The sequence below is a fragment of the Sulfolobales archaeon genome, from assembly GCA_038897115.1.
In the GTDB taxonomy this organism is placed as follows: domain Archaea; phylum Thermoproteota; class Thermoprotei_A; order Sulfolobales; family AG1; genus AG1.
The window spans coordinates 15,690-32,386 of the sequence record JAWAXC010000012.1 but is presented as its reverse complement, the minus strand read 5'-3'; the positions used below and the strand labels follow the sequence as shown (position 1 = coordinate 32,386).

Annotated in this window: 19 protein-coding genes; 9 read left to right on the top strand and 10 right to left on the bottom strand. The window is 47.0% G+C overall.

The window, feature by feature from the left end; all coding sequences use genetic code 11:
• Both QXE01_03025 and QXE01_03020 read left to right on the top strand, forming a co-directional pair.
• Positions 1–265 (top strand): hypothetical protein (locus QXE01_03025; protein ID MEM4970209.1); only part of this gene is annotated, 265 nt, incomplete at its 5' end.
• Positions 266–642: 377 nt separating this feature from the next.
• Positions 643–783, top strand: a complete 141-nt coding sequence (locus tag QXE01_03020; GenBank protein MEM4970208.1) for a hypothetical protein — start codon at positions 643–645, stop codon at positions 781–783.
• Positions 784–1,026: 243 nt separating this feature from the next.
• Here QXE01_03020 and QXE01_03015 read toward each other — a convergent pair whose 3' ends face one another.
• Positions 1,027–2,244 carry a glycosyltransferase gene (locus tag QXE01_03015; GenBank protein ID MEM4970207.1) on the bottom strand — a complete coding sequence of 406 codons (1,218 nt, stop codon included), beginning with the start codon at positions 2,242–2,244 and terminating at the stop codon, positions 1,027–1,029.
• A gap of 22 nt (positions 2,245–2,266) precedes the next feature.
• Entirely contained in the window at positions 2,267–3,154 is an 888-nt protein-coding gene (locus tag QXE01_03010; GenBank protein MEM4970206.1) for a CBS domain-containing protein, read from the bottom strand.
• Between the two features lie 178 nt (positions 3,155–3,332).
• Between QXE01_03010 and QXE01_03005 the strand changes: the two genes are divergently transcribed.
• Complete coding sequence (locus QXE01_03005) at positions 3,333–4,187, top strand: alpha/beta hydrolase (GenBank protein ID MEM4970205.1); 855 nt, start codon at positions 3,333–3,335, stop codon at positions 4,185–4,187.
• 118 nt (positions 4,188–4,305) lie between these two features.
• On the opposite strand, the gene QXE01_03000 is transcribed toward QXE01_03005, so the two are convergent.
• A complete protein-coding gene (locus QXE01_03000; GenBank protein ID MEM4970204.1) occupies positions 4,306–4,968 on the bottom strand; it encodes a prolyl oligopeptidase family serine peptidase in 663 nt (220 codons plus the stop codon).
• A gap of 252 nt (positions 4,969–5,220) precedes the next feature.
• On the bottom strand, positions 5,221–5,961 hold the full coding sequence (locus QXE01_02995) for an MIP/aquaporin family protein (protein ID MEM4970203.1): 741 nt from the start codon (positions 5,959–5,961) through the stop codon (positions 5,221–5,223).
• Positions 5,962–6,073: 112 nt separating this feature from the next.
• Here QXE01_02995 and glpK point away from each other — a divergent pair, with 112 nt between their 5' ends.
• The 3 genes from glpK to QXE01_02980 are packed head-to-tail and all read left to right on the top strand — an operon-like array spanning position 6,074 to position 9,447.
• Complete coding sequence (glpK, locus tag QXE01_02990) at positions 6,074–7,657, top strand: glycerol kinase GlpK (protein MEM4970202.1); 1,584 nt, start codon at positions 6,074–6,076, stop codon at positions 7,655–7,657.
• 18 nt (positions 7,658–7,675) lie between these two features.
• The gene (locus tag QXE01_02985) at positions 7,676–8,989 is read left to right on the top strand and encodes an FAD-dependent oxidoreductase (protein MEM4970201.1); all 1,314 of its coding nucleotides are present in this window, start codon (positions 7,676–7,678) and stop codon (positions 8,987–8,989) included.
• The gene (locus QXE01_02980; GenBank protein MEM4970200.1) at positions 8,986–9,447 is read left to right on the top strand and encodes an SRPBCC domain-containing protein; all 462 of its coding nucleotides are present in this window, start codon (positions 8,986–8,988) and stop codon (positions 9,445–9,447) included. Before QXE01_02985 ends, QXE01_02980 begins: the two co-directional genes overlap by 4 nt.
• Before the next feature lie 56 nt (positions 9,448–9,503).
• Here QXE01_02980 and QXE01_02975 read toward each other — a convergent pair whose 3' ends face one another.
• Entirely contained in the window at positions 9,504–9,932 is a 429-nt protein-coding gene (locus QXE01_02975) for a DUF126 domain-containing protein (protein MEM4970199.1), read from the bottom strand.
• A 186-nt stretch (positions 9,933–10,118) separates the two neighbouring features.
• Here QXE01_02975 and QXE01_02970 point away from each other — a divergent pair, with 186 nt between their 5' ends.
• Positions 10,119–10,949, top strand: a complete 831-nt coding sequence (locus tag QXE01_02970) for a BtpA/SgcQ family protein (GenBank protein ID MEM4970198.1) — start codon at positions 10,119–10,121, stop codon at positions 10,947–10,949.
• Between the two features lie 47 nt (positions 10,950–10,996).
• Positions 10,997–11,224, top strand: coding sequence for an Lrp/AsnC ligand binding domain-containing protein (locus QXE01_02965; GenBank protein ID MEM4970197.1), 228 nt, complete (start codon positions 10,997–10,999; stop codon positions 11,222–11,224).
• On the opposite strand, the gene QXE01_02960 is transcribed toward QXE01_02965, so the two are convergent.
• On the bottom strand, positions 11,214–11,828 hold the full coding sequence (locus tag QXE01_02960; GenBank protein MEM4970196.1) for a hypothetical protein: 615 nt from the start codon (positions 11,826–11,828) through the stop codon (positions 11,214–11,216). The genes QXE01_02965 and QXE01_02960 overlap by 11 nt on opposite strands.
• Positions 11,829–11,895: 67 nt before the next feature.
• Between QXE01_02960 and QXE01_02955 the strand changes: the two genes are divergently transcribed.
• Complete coding sequence (locus tag QXE01_02955) at positions 11,896–12,900, top strand: TIGR00269 family protein (protein MEM4970195.1); 1,005 nt, start codon at positions 11,896–11,898, stop codon at positions 12,898–12,900.
• Here QXE01_02955 and QXE01_02950 read toward each other — a convergent pair.
• The 4 genes from QXE01_02950 to QXE01_02935 all read right to left on the bottom strand — a co-directional run bounded on the left by QXE01_02950 (position 12,872) and on the right by QXE01_02935 (position 16,322).
• On the bottom strand, positions 12,872–13,567 hold the full coding sequence (locus tag QXE01_02950; GenBank protein ID MEM4970194.1) for a uracil-DNA glycosylase: 696 nt from the start codon (positions 13,565–13,567) through the stop codon (positions 12,872–12,874). The two genes, QXE01_02955 and QXE01_02950, sit on opposite strands and share 29 nt — an antisense overlap.
• A gap of 21 nt (positions 13,568–13,588) precedes the next feature.
• Positions 13,589–14,938 (bottom strand): NfeD family protein, encoded by a 1,350-nt coding sequence (locus QXE01_02945; protein ID MEM4970193.1) that lies wholly within the window; start codon positions 14,936–14,938, stop codon positions 13,589–13,591.
• On the bottom strand, positions 14,935–15,738 hold the full coding sequence (locus QXE01_02940) for a slipin family protein (protein MEM4970192.1): 804 nt from the start codon (positions 15,736–15,738) through the stop codon (positions 14,935–14,937). The genes QXE01_02945 and QXE01_02940 overlap by 4 nt, the downstream gene beginning before the upstream one ends.
• A gap of 113 nt (positions 15,739–15,851) precedes the next feature.
• Positions 15,852–16,322 carry a hypothetical protein gene (locus tag QXE01_02935; protein MEM4970191.1) on the bottom strand — a complete coding sequence of 157 codons (471 nt, stop codon included), beginning with the start codon at positions 16,320–16,322 and terminating at the stop codon, positions 15,852–15,854.
• Positions 16,323–16,697: the final 375 nt, after the last annotated feature.

Sequence of the window (16,697 nt, the reverse complement as noted above, 5' to 3'; positions counted from 1 at the left end):
AAAAACAAGGATGGAGTCTATCGAGAAGAGGATGGATCTTATTGAGAAGAGGATGGACATGCTCGAGAAAAGGGTTGAAGAGCTTGGGAGAAACCTTGAGAGAAGGATTGGAGAGGTTGAGAAGAACCTAACAATGAGGATCGAGCTCTTAGAGAAAAGGGTTGAGGGTTTAGAGGCTGATACGAAGCAGTTGAGGGCAAGCATGGATAGCCTGAGAGACCTGATAATAAACAGACTTGTAGAAGCACTAACAAGAAAATCATAGCATATATGCGGAGTACTAGAGATGTTATCTAACCCCTTCTCCATTCAGAGGAGTAGGTTTTCAGCTGTAAGGTGGAATAGGAGAATATCTATGGTGATGACATGTCCCTGGGGTTTCTGCTCATCAAACCCCTACAGATACCCTTGCGAATATGACTCTGATGATACCATCAATAGTTAATAACCAGATGATCAGCTATATTATGAAGGACGAGAACCCCCTATGATGGGCAAGGCGTCCTAGAGGATTCTATTCGATAATACAAGCTGAACTGGAGATGGGGTAAAGACTACGTTAGCCAGAACTATATCTACTTTGATGTATTCACAGTAATTAATGAACCCAACACTTACCCTATATTCTCTGGATCTGTAGATGTGCTGGGCATACTATGCGGTATATGGGGATGGGTCTGCGAGATAGCTGGTTCAGCTGCACCAATATTAGGAGCCTCCATAGGGGTGGAGCAGGCTAATCAAATATATGTTACTCTTCGTAGAAGTAAGGCTAAGGAGTGAGTACGTTAATAAGGGCTATTGGATATCGGCTAGCTACTTCTACTCATCATCAACCCTTCTCTATGGGAGTAATAGAAGCTATATTGGATCTCTCTATGCCGATGTATATGTATATCATTTGTAAGTTAGAATGACAAGTGATTTTATCGATACATTTTTAAGGTTTAATACAGGGCTCTTTAAATATTTTTGAAAGCTTAGCTTTGCTCCTTGTTATGTTCTTGATGTCTTTATCTTGTATGGTTAGATCCCGACGAGGTCTATATGGATTCTCAGGTAGTCTCTAAGGTCTCTTGTTATTAGGAAGTTCTTCTTCACATGTTGATGCCCGTTAGAGCCTAGGATCCTTGCTAGCCATGGTTTTCTAAGCAGTTGGAGGCCCCTTTCATATGCCTCTTCAAGTGTGTCCACTAGGTATCCTGTGACTCCATCTATCACCTGGAGTGGGATGCCCCCCGCTCTTCTAGCTATTACTGGTGTGTATTTCCATAGGGCCTCGCTCACGGTTAGGCCAAAGCCTTCTCTGATGGATAGTTGGAATGCGAATACCATGGATCTCTGGACAGCGTTTACAAGTAGATCATCGTGCTTATTGATCACATGTATATCTCTCTCGCCCCCAACCTCTCTGAGGATCTCTCTATATATCCTCTCACCCTCCGGATCATCGTCTGCGAAGGATCCTAGGAGGACTAGTTGGAGGCCATCCACCTTCTCCCTAAGCCTTCTATATACCTTAACCACGGATGGGTGATCCTTCCACGGGTCGAACCTAGCTACCTGGCCAACTATAGGCCTCTCAGGATCTATATCGTGTCTCCTAATAATATCCTCTACCTCTGAGGGGGTTAGAGGCTTGTTCTTATCCGTGAGAGGATCTATTGATGGGTGGGAGATATAGATCTTAACACCTGTGAGATCCCTCGGTATATAGGTTCCATGGGAGAATATGTCGCCATCATATCTAGAGACAAAACCCCTTAGAAAGTTCCAGAACTCCTGATTAGGATCTGAGAGATCTATGTGGCACCTCCAAATCCACTTAGAATTAGCATTTCTCTTATAGCTTATCAAAGCAGCAGGCTGTGGATCATGTATAACCACTACATCAGCATCTAGATTAAGCCTCTCAGCATTCAACCTATTAACCTCGAGGTACTTCTCAACCATAGCCCTCGACAGGCTCAGCCCCTTATTACCCTGGAGAGCGTTGTGGAAGGTCTTAGTAACCTCGAAGAACTCCCTATCACCCTCTATAACATCCCACCTAACCCTAAGCCCCACTGAATTGGCTAGGGGAACTATGCTCCTCAGCATCTCAGCAACACCTCCACCCTTCTTGGTGGAGTTCACATGGAGGATCCTAGCGCCCTCAACCCTTTTAGCAAGCCTCCTTATAGATTCAAGCTCATCCTCATCTACAATACCCTTGTAATCCTCAAGCCTCCTCTCAATAGCCATTGACACAGCCCTCCACCCTTTCCTAGCCTCCTCTCAAGACCCTTGCAAGAGCCCTCACAACACCCATCCTCGAAATAACCCCTATCATCTTCCCACCCTCCTCCCTCCTGGTTATAGGCATTATACCTATGTCATTTGCTGTGAATATCTCAGCAGCATACCCTAGATCCTCGTCCTCACCAACTGTAATAGCTGGGGCGCTCATAACCTTTGACACAGGTATCGTGGATAGGATCCTCTCAACGCTTACCTCTACATCTGCCCTCAGCAGATCTATAATCTCCTCCGTGAGAAGGGGCATTCTAAGGATATCAGATGCTGTAACCACACCAACAGCTCTCCCACCTTCATCTATAACAACTGCCTTAGCCTTCCGAGACCTGATCATGGCTTCAGAGGCTCTGAGCACGCTATCCACTATATAGACTATTGGGTAGTCCTCCACATACTCCGAGACCTTTAAGCCGAGCCTGCGGCCTGAGGCTAGGGAGGCCACCTGCTTCTCGGTAACAGCTCCTCTATATACCCCAACAGAATCTATGAGGGGGATCATAGATATGTTGTTCTCACCCATATGCATGATAACAGCTGGAAGTGGTGTATTCATCTCCATAGTATATGGGGCTTCATCTGCGAATAGATAGACCTCTTCCCTCAGAACCTTTGTAAGACCCTCGCTTCTGATGAGCGAGGCTCCTCTATAGCTAAGTAGTATCTCCAATATCCTGAGCGCTGTGATCACACCTCTAACCCTTCTCCCCTGATCTATAAGTATAATCCTCCTAGGAGCCCTCTTCATAGCTAATATGTTGAGAGCAATAGCAAGCGGATCATTCACATAGCATGTGGGAACATCGGAAGCCACATCAAAAGCCTTCAACCCAGAGATAAACCCCAGATCCCTGGACATAGTAGATATTCCCTAATTATATCAGCAACAAAGCTTATCACCAACCTATCCATCCCTAGAAAGGACTGGGGTTTTCAAATCTAATAATGAGAAGCAAAACAATTCTCTAGAAGAAGCAATATAAGGAGAAGCCTGCTAATAACATCCCTAAATACTTGCCAGTGGATCTCTAGATTAGGTGGTCCTAATCCTTGGCGATGGGATTAGATTTATAGATATCTCAACACATGTGATAGCCTTTAGAAGGGATGGGGGTTTGAGGAGGCCTCCAATAATATTTCTCCACACCCTTGGAGGGGATATGATGCAATGGGTTGTGAGCGATGTATATAAAGATCTTGTGGGGAGGGGTTTGGAAGTATATGCTGTGGATCTCGATGGACATGGATTCTCAGGTAGAAACCCGTATGACGAGGAGTTCATGAAGATAGAGAGGCTTGCATCGAGCATAGCATCCTTTGTAGAGAGAGCAGGTGTTGAGAAACCGGTGCTAGTGGGTATAAGCCTTGGAGGCTCCGTAGCGATTCTAGCTAGAGCCCTTTTAAAGGAGAGGGCCTTAGGCGCTCTAGCATTGGCACCCATGGTAAGGGGGGATCCAGATAGGTTTTCCAAGCTCGCATCGCTATGGGAGAGGGTATCAGATCCAGAGGAGGCTATCGAGATCATGGCTAACACGCTGAAGCACTCCACCCCTGGGATAGAGGAGAAGGAGATCTATAGATACCTTGTGGAGAGGATAGCATGGAGATTCCACTTTAGAGTTGATCTTGTGAAGACAATTGCGAGCTTCTATAGATACAACCAGGACATAAATCTCGCAGAGATCGTCGGCGATCTATCGAATAAAATGGTAACCATTATAGGATGCGATAGAGATCCGCTAGTAAGCCAAGAAGATCTCGAGAGATTCTCAAGATCAACGGGGGCTACCCTAAAAATATTCAGGGGATGCGGGCATATGCTCATATATGAGAAGCCAGGGGAGATAGTAGATGAGATCCTCAGCATAATAGATAGGGGCAGAGCCCTCTAGACCTTGGCAAGGATCTCTAGGAAGATCTGATCTCAAACCGCTCTATGGACAAGCTTTCAGCTGTGAAGCACTATACAGAGGATCCGATCTAGATTTGAAAATAACTCACAAGATCTAGCTATAGCCCGTGTCTTTCGAGAAAGCTGTGGATAGCCCTTCTTATAATCTCTATATGTTCCCTCCTAGGAGCATGGCCCATACCTCTAACCAAGATCTTCTCTACATGGGCTCCAGAGAGTCTTAGGAAGTCCTCTAGGATATCTGCGTGATAGCTCCTAACTATTGGATCGCTATCGCCGTGGATAATAAGCACGGGGCCTCTCACATATCTAGTATAGCGGATCAGGGATGTCCTATCATAGGGGATCGGATCCTCCCACGGGTTTCCAAGCCTCCTCTCTAGATCCTGATAGAGTGTTCTCTGAACACTCCCAGGTTGGTGTAGGGAGAGCCATCTAGCCTGGAGAAGCCTGTCTGCGGGTGTTCCCACGGTTATCACAGCACCTCTCCCGGCTAGGGCTGAGGCTATCAGAGCAATAGATCCCCCTCTGGAGTGGCCTGCATATAGATCAAAACCCTTTTTAGCATACTCCTCAGCAACCTGGATAACATCACCACTCGAATCAGGAGCATCTACAGCAAAACCCCTCTCACCAATGATTCTAGCGAGCCAAGTAACAGAGCTCGGAGAGGAGCCAGAGCCGTGGAAGACAACAGCCCTCCTCCTAGGGCTATTAGAAGCATAGGGGGTAGCGATCTCCTCCATGCTGTCATTCCTCATGAAGTATGCACCCTCTAACACATGGGATCTGATATCCACACTAATAAACTTATCGATGATTTCTCAGATATGCTGGGTTATCAAGCCTCTGGAAAGTGAGCCTCTATCTCCCACGTGGAAGGCCTGGTAGAGGGTGGCTACGTATAAGAATTACTGCCTGAAGCTATTGAACATAGATATGGCTAATATTTTACCTAGAATGGAAAAAGATCTAAAGATCTTGGGATAAAATATATTATTATATATATTATATCATAAGGTATATAGCCTCCAGATTAGGGCTCCCAGTAGGGCTCCCACTATCGGGCCGAAGATCGGCACTGTTGCCCCGTACACCCAGTCAGAGGAGCCCTTTCCAGGTATTGGTAGAAGCTGGTGCGCTATTCTAGGGCCTAGATCCCTTGCAGGGTTTATAGCATAGCCCGTGGGTCCCCCGAGGCTGAGGCCAATCCCCCATACTAGGAAACCCACGAGAGCTGGTGCTAGATATGGTGGCACACCCGCCTGTCTACTTGTTATTGCTAGAACACCTAGCATAAGCACCAGGGTTCCTATGACCTCTGTTACGAAGTTCTTAGGAAGACTCCTTATCTGGGGGATCGTCGAGAATACCCCTAACTTCGCAGCTTTATCCTGCGTCTCTCTGAAGTGATCCATATAGGCTAGATACACTATCACCGCCCCAACAAACGCTCCTAGAACCTGGGAGACTATATAGCCCGGAACCATAGACCATGGGAAGAGACCTAGCGAGGCAAGGGCTATGGTTACTGCAGGGTTTATATGCCCACCACTGGCCCAGAAGCTCGCGTAGACCCCAACAGTTACACCCATGGCCCACCCAGTTGTGATCACTATCCACCCAGCCGTTGTTCCACCCAGTATATTTCCCTTGGTTCTTGCTAGGAGAGCGTTTGCAACAACACCATCTCCAAAGATTATCAGGAGCATGGTTCCTATGAACTCCGCTACATAGGGGGTTAGCTCTGCCATGAAGACCACCCCCGATAACTACGTGTATAATCCTAAAAAAATTTTATTGCCTCTCCCATGTGATGGAAACGCATTTATCTATGTTTTCCGCTATATATATGGAGATGCCATTATGCCTGAGAAGAAATATGTTCTAGCCATTGATCAAGGAACCACCGGTACGAGGGCCATGTTGATAACCCATGAGGGGGTTCCTGCGAGAGGTGGTTGGGCTTATCTCGAGCATACCCAGATATATCCAAAGCCTGGGTGGGTTGAGCATGATCCTATGGAGATATGGGAGAAGACTAAGGCTGTGATTAAGGAGGTGATCGAGAGATCCAAGATAGATCCAAGGGAGATCGCTGCTATAGGGGTTACGAATCAGAGGGAGACAACAGTAATCTGGGATCCCAGAACAGGTGTCCCACTATATAGGGCGATAGTTTGGCAGGATAGGAGAACCTCAGGCCTGGTTGACTATCTAAGGGCTAACTACTTCAAAACTATACAGGAGAAAACAGGGTTGGTGCCGGATGCATATTTCTCCAGCACAAAGATATGGTGGCTTCTAGACAATGTCCCAGGTCTTAGGGAGAAGGCCTCCAAGGGCGAGGCTGTCTTTGGAACAATAGATACATGGATAATATGGAACCTAACAAGGGGCGGGAGATCTAACCTCACACCTGAGAGGGGAGGGGCTCATGTTACTGATTATAGCAATGCCTCTAGAACCATGCTGTTCAACATAGAGAAGCTCGATTGGGATAGAGAGCTGCTGGAGATCCAAGGAAAGATCCCTGAGGAGATGCTCCCCCTGCCAAGGCCCTCAAGCGATAGAGAGGTATACGGCTACACAGGCCCAGAGGTATCAGGGATCTTAGGGGGCGCCGAGATCCCTGTGACAGGGGATGCAGGGGATCAACAGGCAGCTCTATTCGGCCAAGCGGGCTTCGATGTGGGTGAGGTGAAATCAACATATGGCACGGGGAACTTCATCCTCATGAACATTGGGAGAAGCCCTGTGAGATCCAAGGCTAACCTGCTGACAACGATATACTACTCAACAGAGCCTGGCAAGGCATACTATGCCCTTGAGGGTAGTATATTTATAACGGGGGCTGCGATCCAGTGGCTCAGGGATGGGCTAAAGATAATAGAGGTCTCGGCAGAGATCAACCCGCTGGCCGAGTCTGCAAGCGACACAGGAGGAGTATACTTCGTCCCAGCCTTCGTAGGGCTGGGAGCACCCTATTGGGATATGTATGCCAGGGGGCTTATAATAGGTATTACAAGGGGGACCGAGAGGAAGCATATCGCGAGGGCCACTCTAGAGGCTATAGCATATCTAACCAGAGACGTGCTCGAGGCCATGATAAGCGATACGGGGAGGAGCATACCGAGGCTAAAGGTGGATGGGGGAGCTGCTAAGAGCGACTTCCTAATGCAGTTCCAAGCAGATATAACTGGGATAGAGGTTTGGAGGCCAAAGGTCTTTGAAACAACATCCCTTGGAGCGGCATATCTAGCAGGCCTTGCAGTCGGGTTCTGGAGGGATCTAGAGGAGATAAGGGCTAACTGGGCCCTAGACAGGGTATTCAAGCCATTAATGGATCCCGAGAGGAGGGAGAAGCTCTACGCCGGGTGGAGGGCAGCGGTTAAAAGAGCCCTTGGATGGGCTAGGGAGGTTCCATGGGCATATGGCATCGAGGGATAGGATAGAGGCGGGTATGAGTTGGCTACCCATATAGAGAGGTTCGATATAGCCGTAATAGGAGGAGGGATTGTAGGGCTCTATACAGCTCTAGATCTAACCCTGAGAGGCTTCAAAGTAGTCCTCCTAGAGAGGGGAACCATAGGGAGTGGGACTAGCGGGAGAATGCATGGATTGCTCCACAGCGGTGCTAGATACGCTGTAAGAGATCCTAGTGCAGCTGTTGAATGCGCCTCGGAGAGCAAGATATTGTCTGAGGTAGCGCAACACGCTATTGAGAATACAGGTGGCTATTTCGTTGCTGTTGAGAAGGAGGATGAGGACTATCTAGATGATTTCTTAAAAGGGCTTAGAAGCACAGGTATATCCCATAGGCTTGTAGACCCTGGCGAGGCCCTCGAGGAGGAGCCGAATCTCAGCAGATCCTTAAGAGCTGTTGTAGAGGTTCCTGATATGGTTGTAAGGGCTGTAGATATGCTTGGGAGCGTAGCCCTCTCAGCATATATAGAAGGTGCTAGGATCCTGGAGGATGCAGAGGTTGTTGGATTCAAGGTGGTTGGAGGATCTATTGAGGAGATCTCTGTTAGAGACAATATATCTGGATCGCTGAGAAGTTTGAGAGCAGAGCTGATAGTCAATGCCTCTGGGCCTTGGGCTGGTAAGGTGGCCTCTATGGCTGGAGCCAGCATAGATATCATGCCTACGGCAGGATCTATGATAGTTATCCCAGCAAGGCTATCGAGGAGGGTTATAAATAGGCTTAGACCCCCATCAGATGGGGATATAGTTGTCCCATATTCAGGCTCATCGATAGTTGGAACCACGGCGAGGGTTGTTGAGGATCCGGATTATGTTGAGCCTGATGAGGATGAGATCGAGCTCCTCATCGAGGAGGGATCCAAGATGCTTCCAATGATCAGGAGGATCGGCTATACCAGGGTATATCACTCCATAAGACCCCTTTTAAGGGCCGAGGGTGCTAGGGCTGGTAGAGAGGCTACGAGGGACTTCAAGATCTTCAGGCATGTGGAGCCCCGAAATATGGTCTCAGTGGTTGGGGGTAAGTTCACAACGGGAAGGCTTATTGCTGAGAAGGTATCTGATGAGGCATCGAAGATCCTAGGGTCTTCTAAGGCCTCTAGGACAAGGGGTTATAGGCTTCGCCAAGCCTCTGAGGAGGATCTAGCTGATATGGATCCAGGGTTCAAAGCCTTGGTGATGGGTATATGTGATAAAAAGCTCCTCGACTATGAGAGGCTATGCGGAGCAATATATAGGGTTATAGCTCATCATATAAGCATGCTGAGTAGAAAGGATCTTGGGTGGGTCTTATGAGGAGGATCTCGGGAGAGCTTCTATCCCAACACAGATCAGAGGATCTCATAGAGCTTCTGAAGAAACCCAATAGATTCGCAGAGTGCATACCAGGTGTTATAAGCTATGAGAAACTAGATGATAGGAGCATAAGGGCTAGAGCTAGGCTCGATATATCAGATGCTGGCATACCGGAGATAAGCAGCATAACATCAACACTAACAATAACCCTAGTATCGATGGAGGGGAATATAGCTAGGTATAGGGTTAGCGGGAAGGCAGCTGGATCCAGCTACGAAGCAGATCTAACCATAAGGATCGAGCCCGTGGATAGCGGTAGCAATGTGATCTGGCAGGCAGATGTATCCCTCGGCAAACTCCTAGAGATCCTGGATAGGTTTATAGGGGTTGAGGAGATTGCAAAGAGAATAGCGGATCTAGCTATTAAGGGTGCTGAGAAATGCTTAGAGAATAGATAGAGAGATATCATATGAGATACAGAGCATAAGGATATAACCAATAATCTCTATAAAATCTATAAAATCACTAACTCGCCCTCGCGATTACCAAGATCTAGAAAACCCCTCCTCCCAGAGTACTTCTTAAGCCACGAGACATCGAGATCACGTGCCTCTCCAAGGGGTATGTTGCTTATCACACACCCACTTATAATTATCTGATCAGCCCTAGTCACAACCATAGCTGCAGGGGCGACACCGCTCTTCCAGGCAGAATATATTATATATGGGGCTACTGTAGAGCCTCTAGAGCCTCTAAACACAAGGATCCTACCTGCAACCTCTACACCCTCATAGCCCTTCTTCCTCAGAACACCCCTCTTAGGATCTAGCTCTCCTAGGAATGATATATAGTCATCAACAACCACTATAGGAGCCTCTACACGGCCCTCCACAATGCTTCTCAACTTAATCGAGATCCCAGAAGATCCGGAGGATCTCTCCAAATAACATACCTAACATATAATGAGCTACCGCAGAAAATTAATCCCCGGGCTCGGGCTTTAAAATCCAACCAGCTGAGGAATAGCTAGTATATATAGCTCAACAATCATCCTAAAGGATCTTACGAGATCCTCAAAGCACTAGGGCGGTTAAATTTCTCATAGGAGAACTGTGGATGGTGTTTAGCCATCTATAGGGCTATAGCTGTTATTCATCTCCCGAGGCTACCATATATAGCTTCGAGGGCTGAGCACGGTGTTGAGGAGATAGTTGAGAGGGCTACTTCAGAAGCAAAGATCCTCGAAGGGCTTGGATACAATGCCATTATCGTGGAGAACTTCAGGGATCACCCGTATAGGAAGAGGGTTCTAGACCCCCTTGCAATATCATCTATGAGCATTGTGGTGAGGGAAGTTGTGAGATCAACATCTCTGGAGGTTGGCGTTAACATGCTGAGGAACTCTGGGAGAGAGGCATACTCAATAGCAGTTGCCTCTGGAGCTAGGTTTATAAGGGTTAACTCTCTGATCGAGACCATAGTATCGGATTCAGGGATCATAGAGCCCGAGGCCCCCAGACTCTCGACTATAAGGAGGAACTACCCTGGGGTCAAGGTATATGCTGACATAGCTGTTAAACACGCTGTTAGCCTGAACTACGTGCTATCAATAATAGAGTCTGAGGCATTGATTAGAAGGGTTGGAGCATCTGAGGGGCTCCAGGACTATCTAGGGGAGCTAGTTAGAGACTATGTGGAAAGGGGAGGCGCCGACGCCCTAATAGTCACGGGGCTGAGAACAGGGGAGCCCCCTTCTATAGATTTTCTAAAGATTGTTAAGAAGAACTCATCAGTCCCCGTCCTAGTTGGGAGCGGGGCATCGCCTGAGAATATAGAGAAGCTAGCTAGATATTCAGACGGGGTTATAGTGGGATCATATATTAGGGAGGGCGGCAAAGCCGGGAAACCCCTGGATCTGGAGAGGGCTAGGAGGTTTATAGAGAAAATACGATCCCTATAGGGCTGAATATTTTACCTCCCCATAGAAATTGGATATGAGGGCTCAAAATGATCGTGTATGTCCTTATACAGGTTCAGGTAGGTAGAGTGGGGGATGTGCTGAGCAAGGTTAGAGCGTTGAAAGGGGTTGTTGAGGCCCACTCTGTAACTGGTGAATATGATGTTATATGCAAGGTGGAGGCTCGGGATCTGGAGGAGGTTAAGAGGATAGTGGTTGAGGGAATCCACAGGGTAGAGGGTGTTGTGAGAACAGTAACTCTCATAGCTATTGATTAGATGTCGAGAGAGCTAGCTCCTTCAAGATCTTTTTTAGAGATAATAGCCTCTCCCTCCCCTCCCTCAATGCGTTGTTAAGCATATCCACTATCGCTTTAACCTCTGACCTGTTTATAAGGATCCTATCAGCTGTCTTGATCGGAATATCTACCCATATACCTGTGACCAGCTCCACCAGGTACCCCCTTCTACTCGATGCTAGTAACCCGCTATGCTTGAACCCCGCCTCCCTAGCCTTCTTCAGAAGTGCGAGGGCATGCCTAGGTGTTCTAGCTATTACATGGAATATGGGGCCGCTCGCTATTAGCCATAATATGTTTATCACCGGGATCCTCAATAGCTCTTCAACCTCTTCAACCATGATCTCTGAGTGTTTCTTCATAACTACATGGGAATCCCTCCTCCTCCAAGGTGTTGGAGCATCTATAGCAACGATCCTCCCTATGCATGAGCTAGTCGGATAATAACCATCCATCCCAAATAGATCCTCTAGTATGTCCTTCACACCAGGGTCTAGATAGCCTATATATAGATCCCTGATCATCCTTCTATAAGCCCTATCCCTATCCCTAGCCCATATAGATGGATCTACCTTTGGTGACACCCAGCACCTCCGTATTAGGTGTCTAAGCAACTCTATATTGCTTCTAAGCCTATACCACTAGGTAGGAATGCCGCGCTGCACAATATGTGGCTCTAGAGAGGCCGTTGTGCATCAACCCCATACCGGCTATAGGCTCTGCAGATCCTGCTTTATATCGAATATAGTTGCTAGGGTTGCGAGGGAGATTTTCAGATATAATATGATAAGATATGGTGAGAGGATCCTAGTTGGGGTCTCGGGCGGTAAGGATAGCTTTGTGCTTCTAGACATACTATCCCAGATCTACGATCCCTCTAGGCTGGGAGGGGTAACGGTTGTGGAGGGTATAGAGGGTTATAACAGGGCTGAGCATCTCGAGGAGATCAAGAGGTATGCCTCTGAAAGGGGGGTTGAGATCCATATAGTCTCGATAAAAGATCTCTGGGGTGCTTCGGTGGATGATATGGTTAAAAGATCAATTGCGGGTGGCGTTAAGATATCGCCATGCACATACTGTGGGATCCATAGGAGGAAGAGTATAAATATAGTTGCGAGGGAGCTTGGATATGATAAGGTAGCCACAGCCCATAACCTGGATGACGAGGCACAGACTATATTGATAAACATTATGAGGGGGGATATAGATAGGCTCTACATGAACCACCCACTAAGACCAAGGCTATCCAAGCTATTCATACCCAAGATAAAGCCTCTGAGGAAGATCTATGAGTGGGAGACAGCTAAATACGCATATCTAGCAGGTTACAAGCCACAGGAGGTTGAATGCCCCTATCTAGAGTATTTCCCATCCCTCAGGGTCAGGATAAGGGATATGATCTACGAGATAGAGTCGAGAAAACCAGGGACAATGCTAAGGCTGCTAGAATGGTTCGACGTAACGTTCAACCCATCAAAAGTAGATAGGAGGATCGAGCTGGGGGAATGCACCATATGCGGCGAGCCAACATCGCCTGGGAGGGCTATATGCAAGTCATGCGAGCTACAGCTAAAAACCCTTGGAGAGGCAAGGGCTGCTGCTCTACCGAGAATCAAAGGGTCTAGCCCTATGGATAAAGATCAGCTAGCTCCCTAGCCCTTCTAAAGATGCTAACAAGCATCTCGTGGGAGAGCCTCCCGGTCTTCATATTCCTAGGGCTTGGATGGTAAGAGGCTATAAGCCATACGCTCCCCCTCAGCATAGTGTTAACCATATACTCAGCACCATGGTAGAATCTATAGTTCGGGATAGATGCTCCCAGCGCTATGCCTATCGCGTGTTTCAGAGCCTCCCAGGCTATCCTTCCAAGGGCTATGAAAACCCTGGCTCTCCCTAGGATCCTTATCTCCTCTACCAGGTAGTTGGAGCAGTTCAGAATCTCCTCCTTGGTAGGCCTATTCTCCGGAGGAACACACTTGACGGAGGCTGTTAGATATATATCTCTTAGGATGAGACTATCATCCTTCGAGATTGAGTATGGCTGATTCGCATAGCCAGCATCGTATAGAGCTCTCATAAGGTTATTGCTAGTTTCATCCCCTGTGAAAACCCTGCCAGTTCTATTCCCGCCCCTAGCTGCTGGGGCTAAACCGGCTACGAATACCCTTGCCATCGGGTCTCCATAGCCCGGTACTGGTTTGGACCAGAAGCTCTCCCCGCTATATTTCTTCGCAACCTCTACTCTATATCTGGAGAGCCTCGGGCATAGCGAGCACCCTATGATCCTCATTGCAAGGAGCTCTAGAGTGTTTCCACAGCCCACAGCTAGATCCCATCTGTGTTGCTATGTCTTCTTCTTAACCTCTAGGAGGAAGCCCTTCTTACCTATAACGACTATAGGGTCTCCAGCCTTTATGGGCTCCTTAGACACTGCTCTCCAGAGCTCTCCCTCGACAAGAACGTAGCCCTCTCTACCAGGCTCTATATCCTCTTTAGCCACACCCTCCTTACCCACGATCTCGAATATCTCTGATCTCCTCCTCCTAAGCAGGACAAGCTGCCAAGCCACAATACCGCCCACAGTTGCTGAGGCTATTCCCACGCCTAGGGAGAAGCCATATATTGTGGTTAGAAAGCCGCTTGACCCAGCTATAAGGATCTCCCTCCCCGTGACTGGTAGCAGGGCAGCTCCAAGGGCTATCATAACAGCCCCGGCTGTCATCAGGATCCCGCCGTCTGCATGCCCTATTGCGAAGCCTGCCACTATGAATGATGCTCCTATCAAGATCAAAGCCATGGTCAGTAGATCAACTTGGAGCCCTGCACCAACCAGCCCTAGTATTATGAATACCAGGGCTACTGGGAGGGCTATTAGGTGGCCGGAGGATATGGCGAATATAGCGCTGAATATCCCTATGGTGAGCATGATGCTACTAACAGTTGGGTCTGAGAAGAAGCTTAGGATCCTGCAGCTGAAGCAATCACCGGCCTGTGATATGCTATCTATCTCCAGCCTATAGCTACCGGCTGTTGTATTTACAACCCTACCCCTTATCTTTTCAACCAGCTCGTCTAGACTGCTAGCAGTTAGATCTGCGAAGTGTAGCCTAACAGCCTCCTCACCATTTACCACAGTGGCGTTGAGTATGAACATGGCAACTAAGGTAGAGTTCCTACCCCTCTGGGATGCATAGTCTGTGAACTTCTTAACCAATGGATTGATTATCTTAGGCTCCGTGATTGGTACAAGCCTCCCAGTCTGGTCTATCGTTACTGGCTGGGCATCTCCAACAAGGGCTCTGGGGTTCACGGCTAAGATGTGTACAGGAACCAATATGAGGGTTGCCCCGCTAAAGCTATCTCCCGATGCATATCCAATCACTGGCGCCTTTGAGTTGAATATAGCATCTGCTATATCCATTGTATCTCCTAGAAAGCCTCCTGGGGATTGGACGTCTAGTATCAATGCTGCGTTTTCTTTGTACGCCCTATCTATTAGATCCTGTATATATCTCTTCATCCCCTGATCCACAGTACCCCTTATAGTGGCTACAATAGCCTGTTTAACAACATATTGCCCGCCTTGGGGCTGGGCGCTAGCTACTATAGCTTGTATGGCTATGGCTAGTGTTATAAATATGAGCGCTAGTGATGCTATGTAAAAATCTCTATGGGTTAAGAGGATCCTCTTCATGGCTGCTTGCCCTGCTCCTGGGCGCCTTTTCCTAGTGATGCCGCTGCCAACTGATATGCTAGGCTCGAGAGATCGGATCTCAGTGTATCTGCTATGAGGACCATGTTCTTCTCCTTAGCAACCTCCACAAGTGTTTGGAGCTCTCTAAGCCTAATAGCTATAGGATTATTAGCATAGATCTTTGCTGCCTCAGCTATTATAGCAGCGGCCTGCCTCTCCCCCTCAGACTCTATGATCCTAGCCCTTCTAATCCTCTCAGCCTGGGCCTGCATAGATATAGCCCTCACAAGATCCTCTGGGAGCACTATATCCTTTATAGTCACGGCAACAATCTTTATCCCCCAAGGCTCTGTGATCTCATCAACGATCCTCTGGATCCTCTTGCTAATCTCCTCCCTATGTGCTAGGAGCTCGTCGAGCTCCACAGTACCTATCACATCCCTTAGAGTCGTCATAGCAAGCTGGATCACAGCGTAGTTATAGTTAGCAACCCTCACCACAGCTTTCACAGGATCCTCGACCCTATAGTATACAACGGCGTCAACAAGGATGCTCACATTATCCTTGGTAATCACATTCTGCTTTGGAAAGTCAACAGTGTTTATCCTAAGATCCACCTTGAAGAGCTTATCAACAATGGGTATTATAAAGAATATACCTGGGCCAGCAGCCCCCTTAAGCCTTCCAAGCCTGAAGATCACGGCTCTCTCATATTCCCTCACAATCTTTATAGATGCTGCGAGAAAGGGTAGAACTATTATCAATATAGCTATTATAAACGCTATCATAGCACCATCCATATCGATCCCTCAATATAATATGTTCTCAGAGCTAATATAAGGAAATATGTTCCATCGATATAGCTACTGAATATTCAAGTAGCTGAAGCATAGATCACAGATCTATCCTATATTTAGTCAGTATCAGTACTAGTATTATCCAGCATAGATTTGAGTATATCTACATCCTCCTCGATTAATCTAAGAACTTCCTTGAGCTGTGGACATGTCCCTAGCTCTATAGCTTTCTTGATAAGAGGTATCAGGTGTACGTTTAGAAATCTAATTTGAGCTAGAAGAGCTTCTCTATCTCTTCGCTTTGAAAGCTGGGCCATAAATGCTAGCATTGTCACCAAGCTATCTGGATCACTCATGGCGATATAACCATAGTTATCATAAAACTCCCTGATAGCACTTCTAATAAGCCCTCTTGTTACAGGATCTAGATCTACTCTTAGAATAGAGGCCTTCAAAGAGTTGGTATCGCAATCAGATAGATCCAACCCCAGATCTTTTCCACCTCTCAGAGCATTAGGCTCTTTAAGAAACATAAGTACAAGCGCAAGATACATTTGGGATCTTATACTCTCTATATCACCAGCCATATTTCATCACATATAAATGTGTGAGGCTTATATATCCATGCGCCTTCTTTATAATCAAAGATCTAGGATTTTGAAAGGCTAATTGGTACATAATCTCAATAATTCTAATATCAGGTTTTATAAAACACATAGCCCCTCTTAAAGACTAGAGTCTAAAAATAGTTTAAATATTCATAAGCTCTCTGTTTCTAATTTAGAGTTGGCTTTGATTATGTCTTTTATTAATACCTAAGCTTCAACATCATATTGTCTATAGAGACTTCAGGGTAGCGGTGTTAATTCTGGAAATATAAAACCTAATAGTGATCGATAAATCTATATACATATCTATATCCCTGGTTAGGTAGTTTATAGCAGTGCCTAAAATCAAATAAT

Coding starts and splice junctions, on each gene's coding strand:
- QXE01_03015 (MEM4970207.1), bottom strand. CDS start 2,244: ATGGCTATTGAGAGGAGGCTTGAGGATTACAAGGGTATTGTAGATGAG.
- QXE01_03010 (MEM4970206.1), bottom strand. CDS start 3,154: ATGTCCAGGGATCTGGGGTTTATCTCTGGGTTGAAGGCTTTTGATGTG.
- QXE01_03000 (MEM4970204.1), bottom strand. CDS start 4,968: ATGAGGAATGACAGCATGGAGGAGATCGCTACCCCCTATGCTTCTAAT.
- QXE01_02995 (MEM4970203.1), bottom strand. CDS start 5,961: ATGGCAGAGCTAACCCCCTATGTAGCGGAGTTCATAGGAACCATGCTC.
- glpK (MEM4970202.1), top strand. CDS start 6,074: ATGCCTGAGAAGAAATATGTTCTAGCCATTGATCAAGGAACCACCGGT.
- QXE01_02980 (MEM4970200.1), top strand. CDS start 8,986: ATGAGGAGGATCTCGGGAGAGCTTCTATCCCAACACAGATCAGAGGAT.
- QXE01_02965 (MEM4970197.1), top strand. CDS start 10,997: ATGATCGTGTATGTCCTTATACAGGTTCAGGTAGGTAGAGTGGGGGAT.
- QXE01_02955 (MEM4970195.1), top strand. CDS start 11,896: ATGCCGCGCTGCACAATATGTGGCTCTAGAGAGGCCGTTGTGCATCAA.
- QXE01_02945 (MEM4970193.1), bottom strand. CDS start 14,938: ATGAAGAGGATCCTCTTAACCCATAGAGATTTTTACATAGCATCACTA.
- QXE01_02940 (MEM4970192.1), bottom strand. CDS start 15,738: ATGGATGGTGCTATGATAGCGTTTATAATAGCTATATTGATAATAGTT.
- QXE01_02935 (MEM4970191.1), bottom strand. CDS start 16,322: ATGGCTGGTGATATAGAGAGTATAAGATCCCAAATGTATCTTGCGCTT.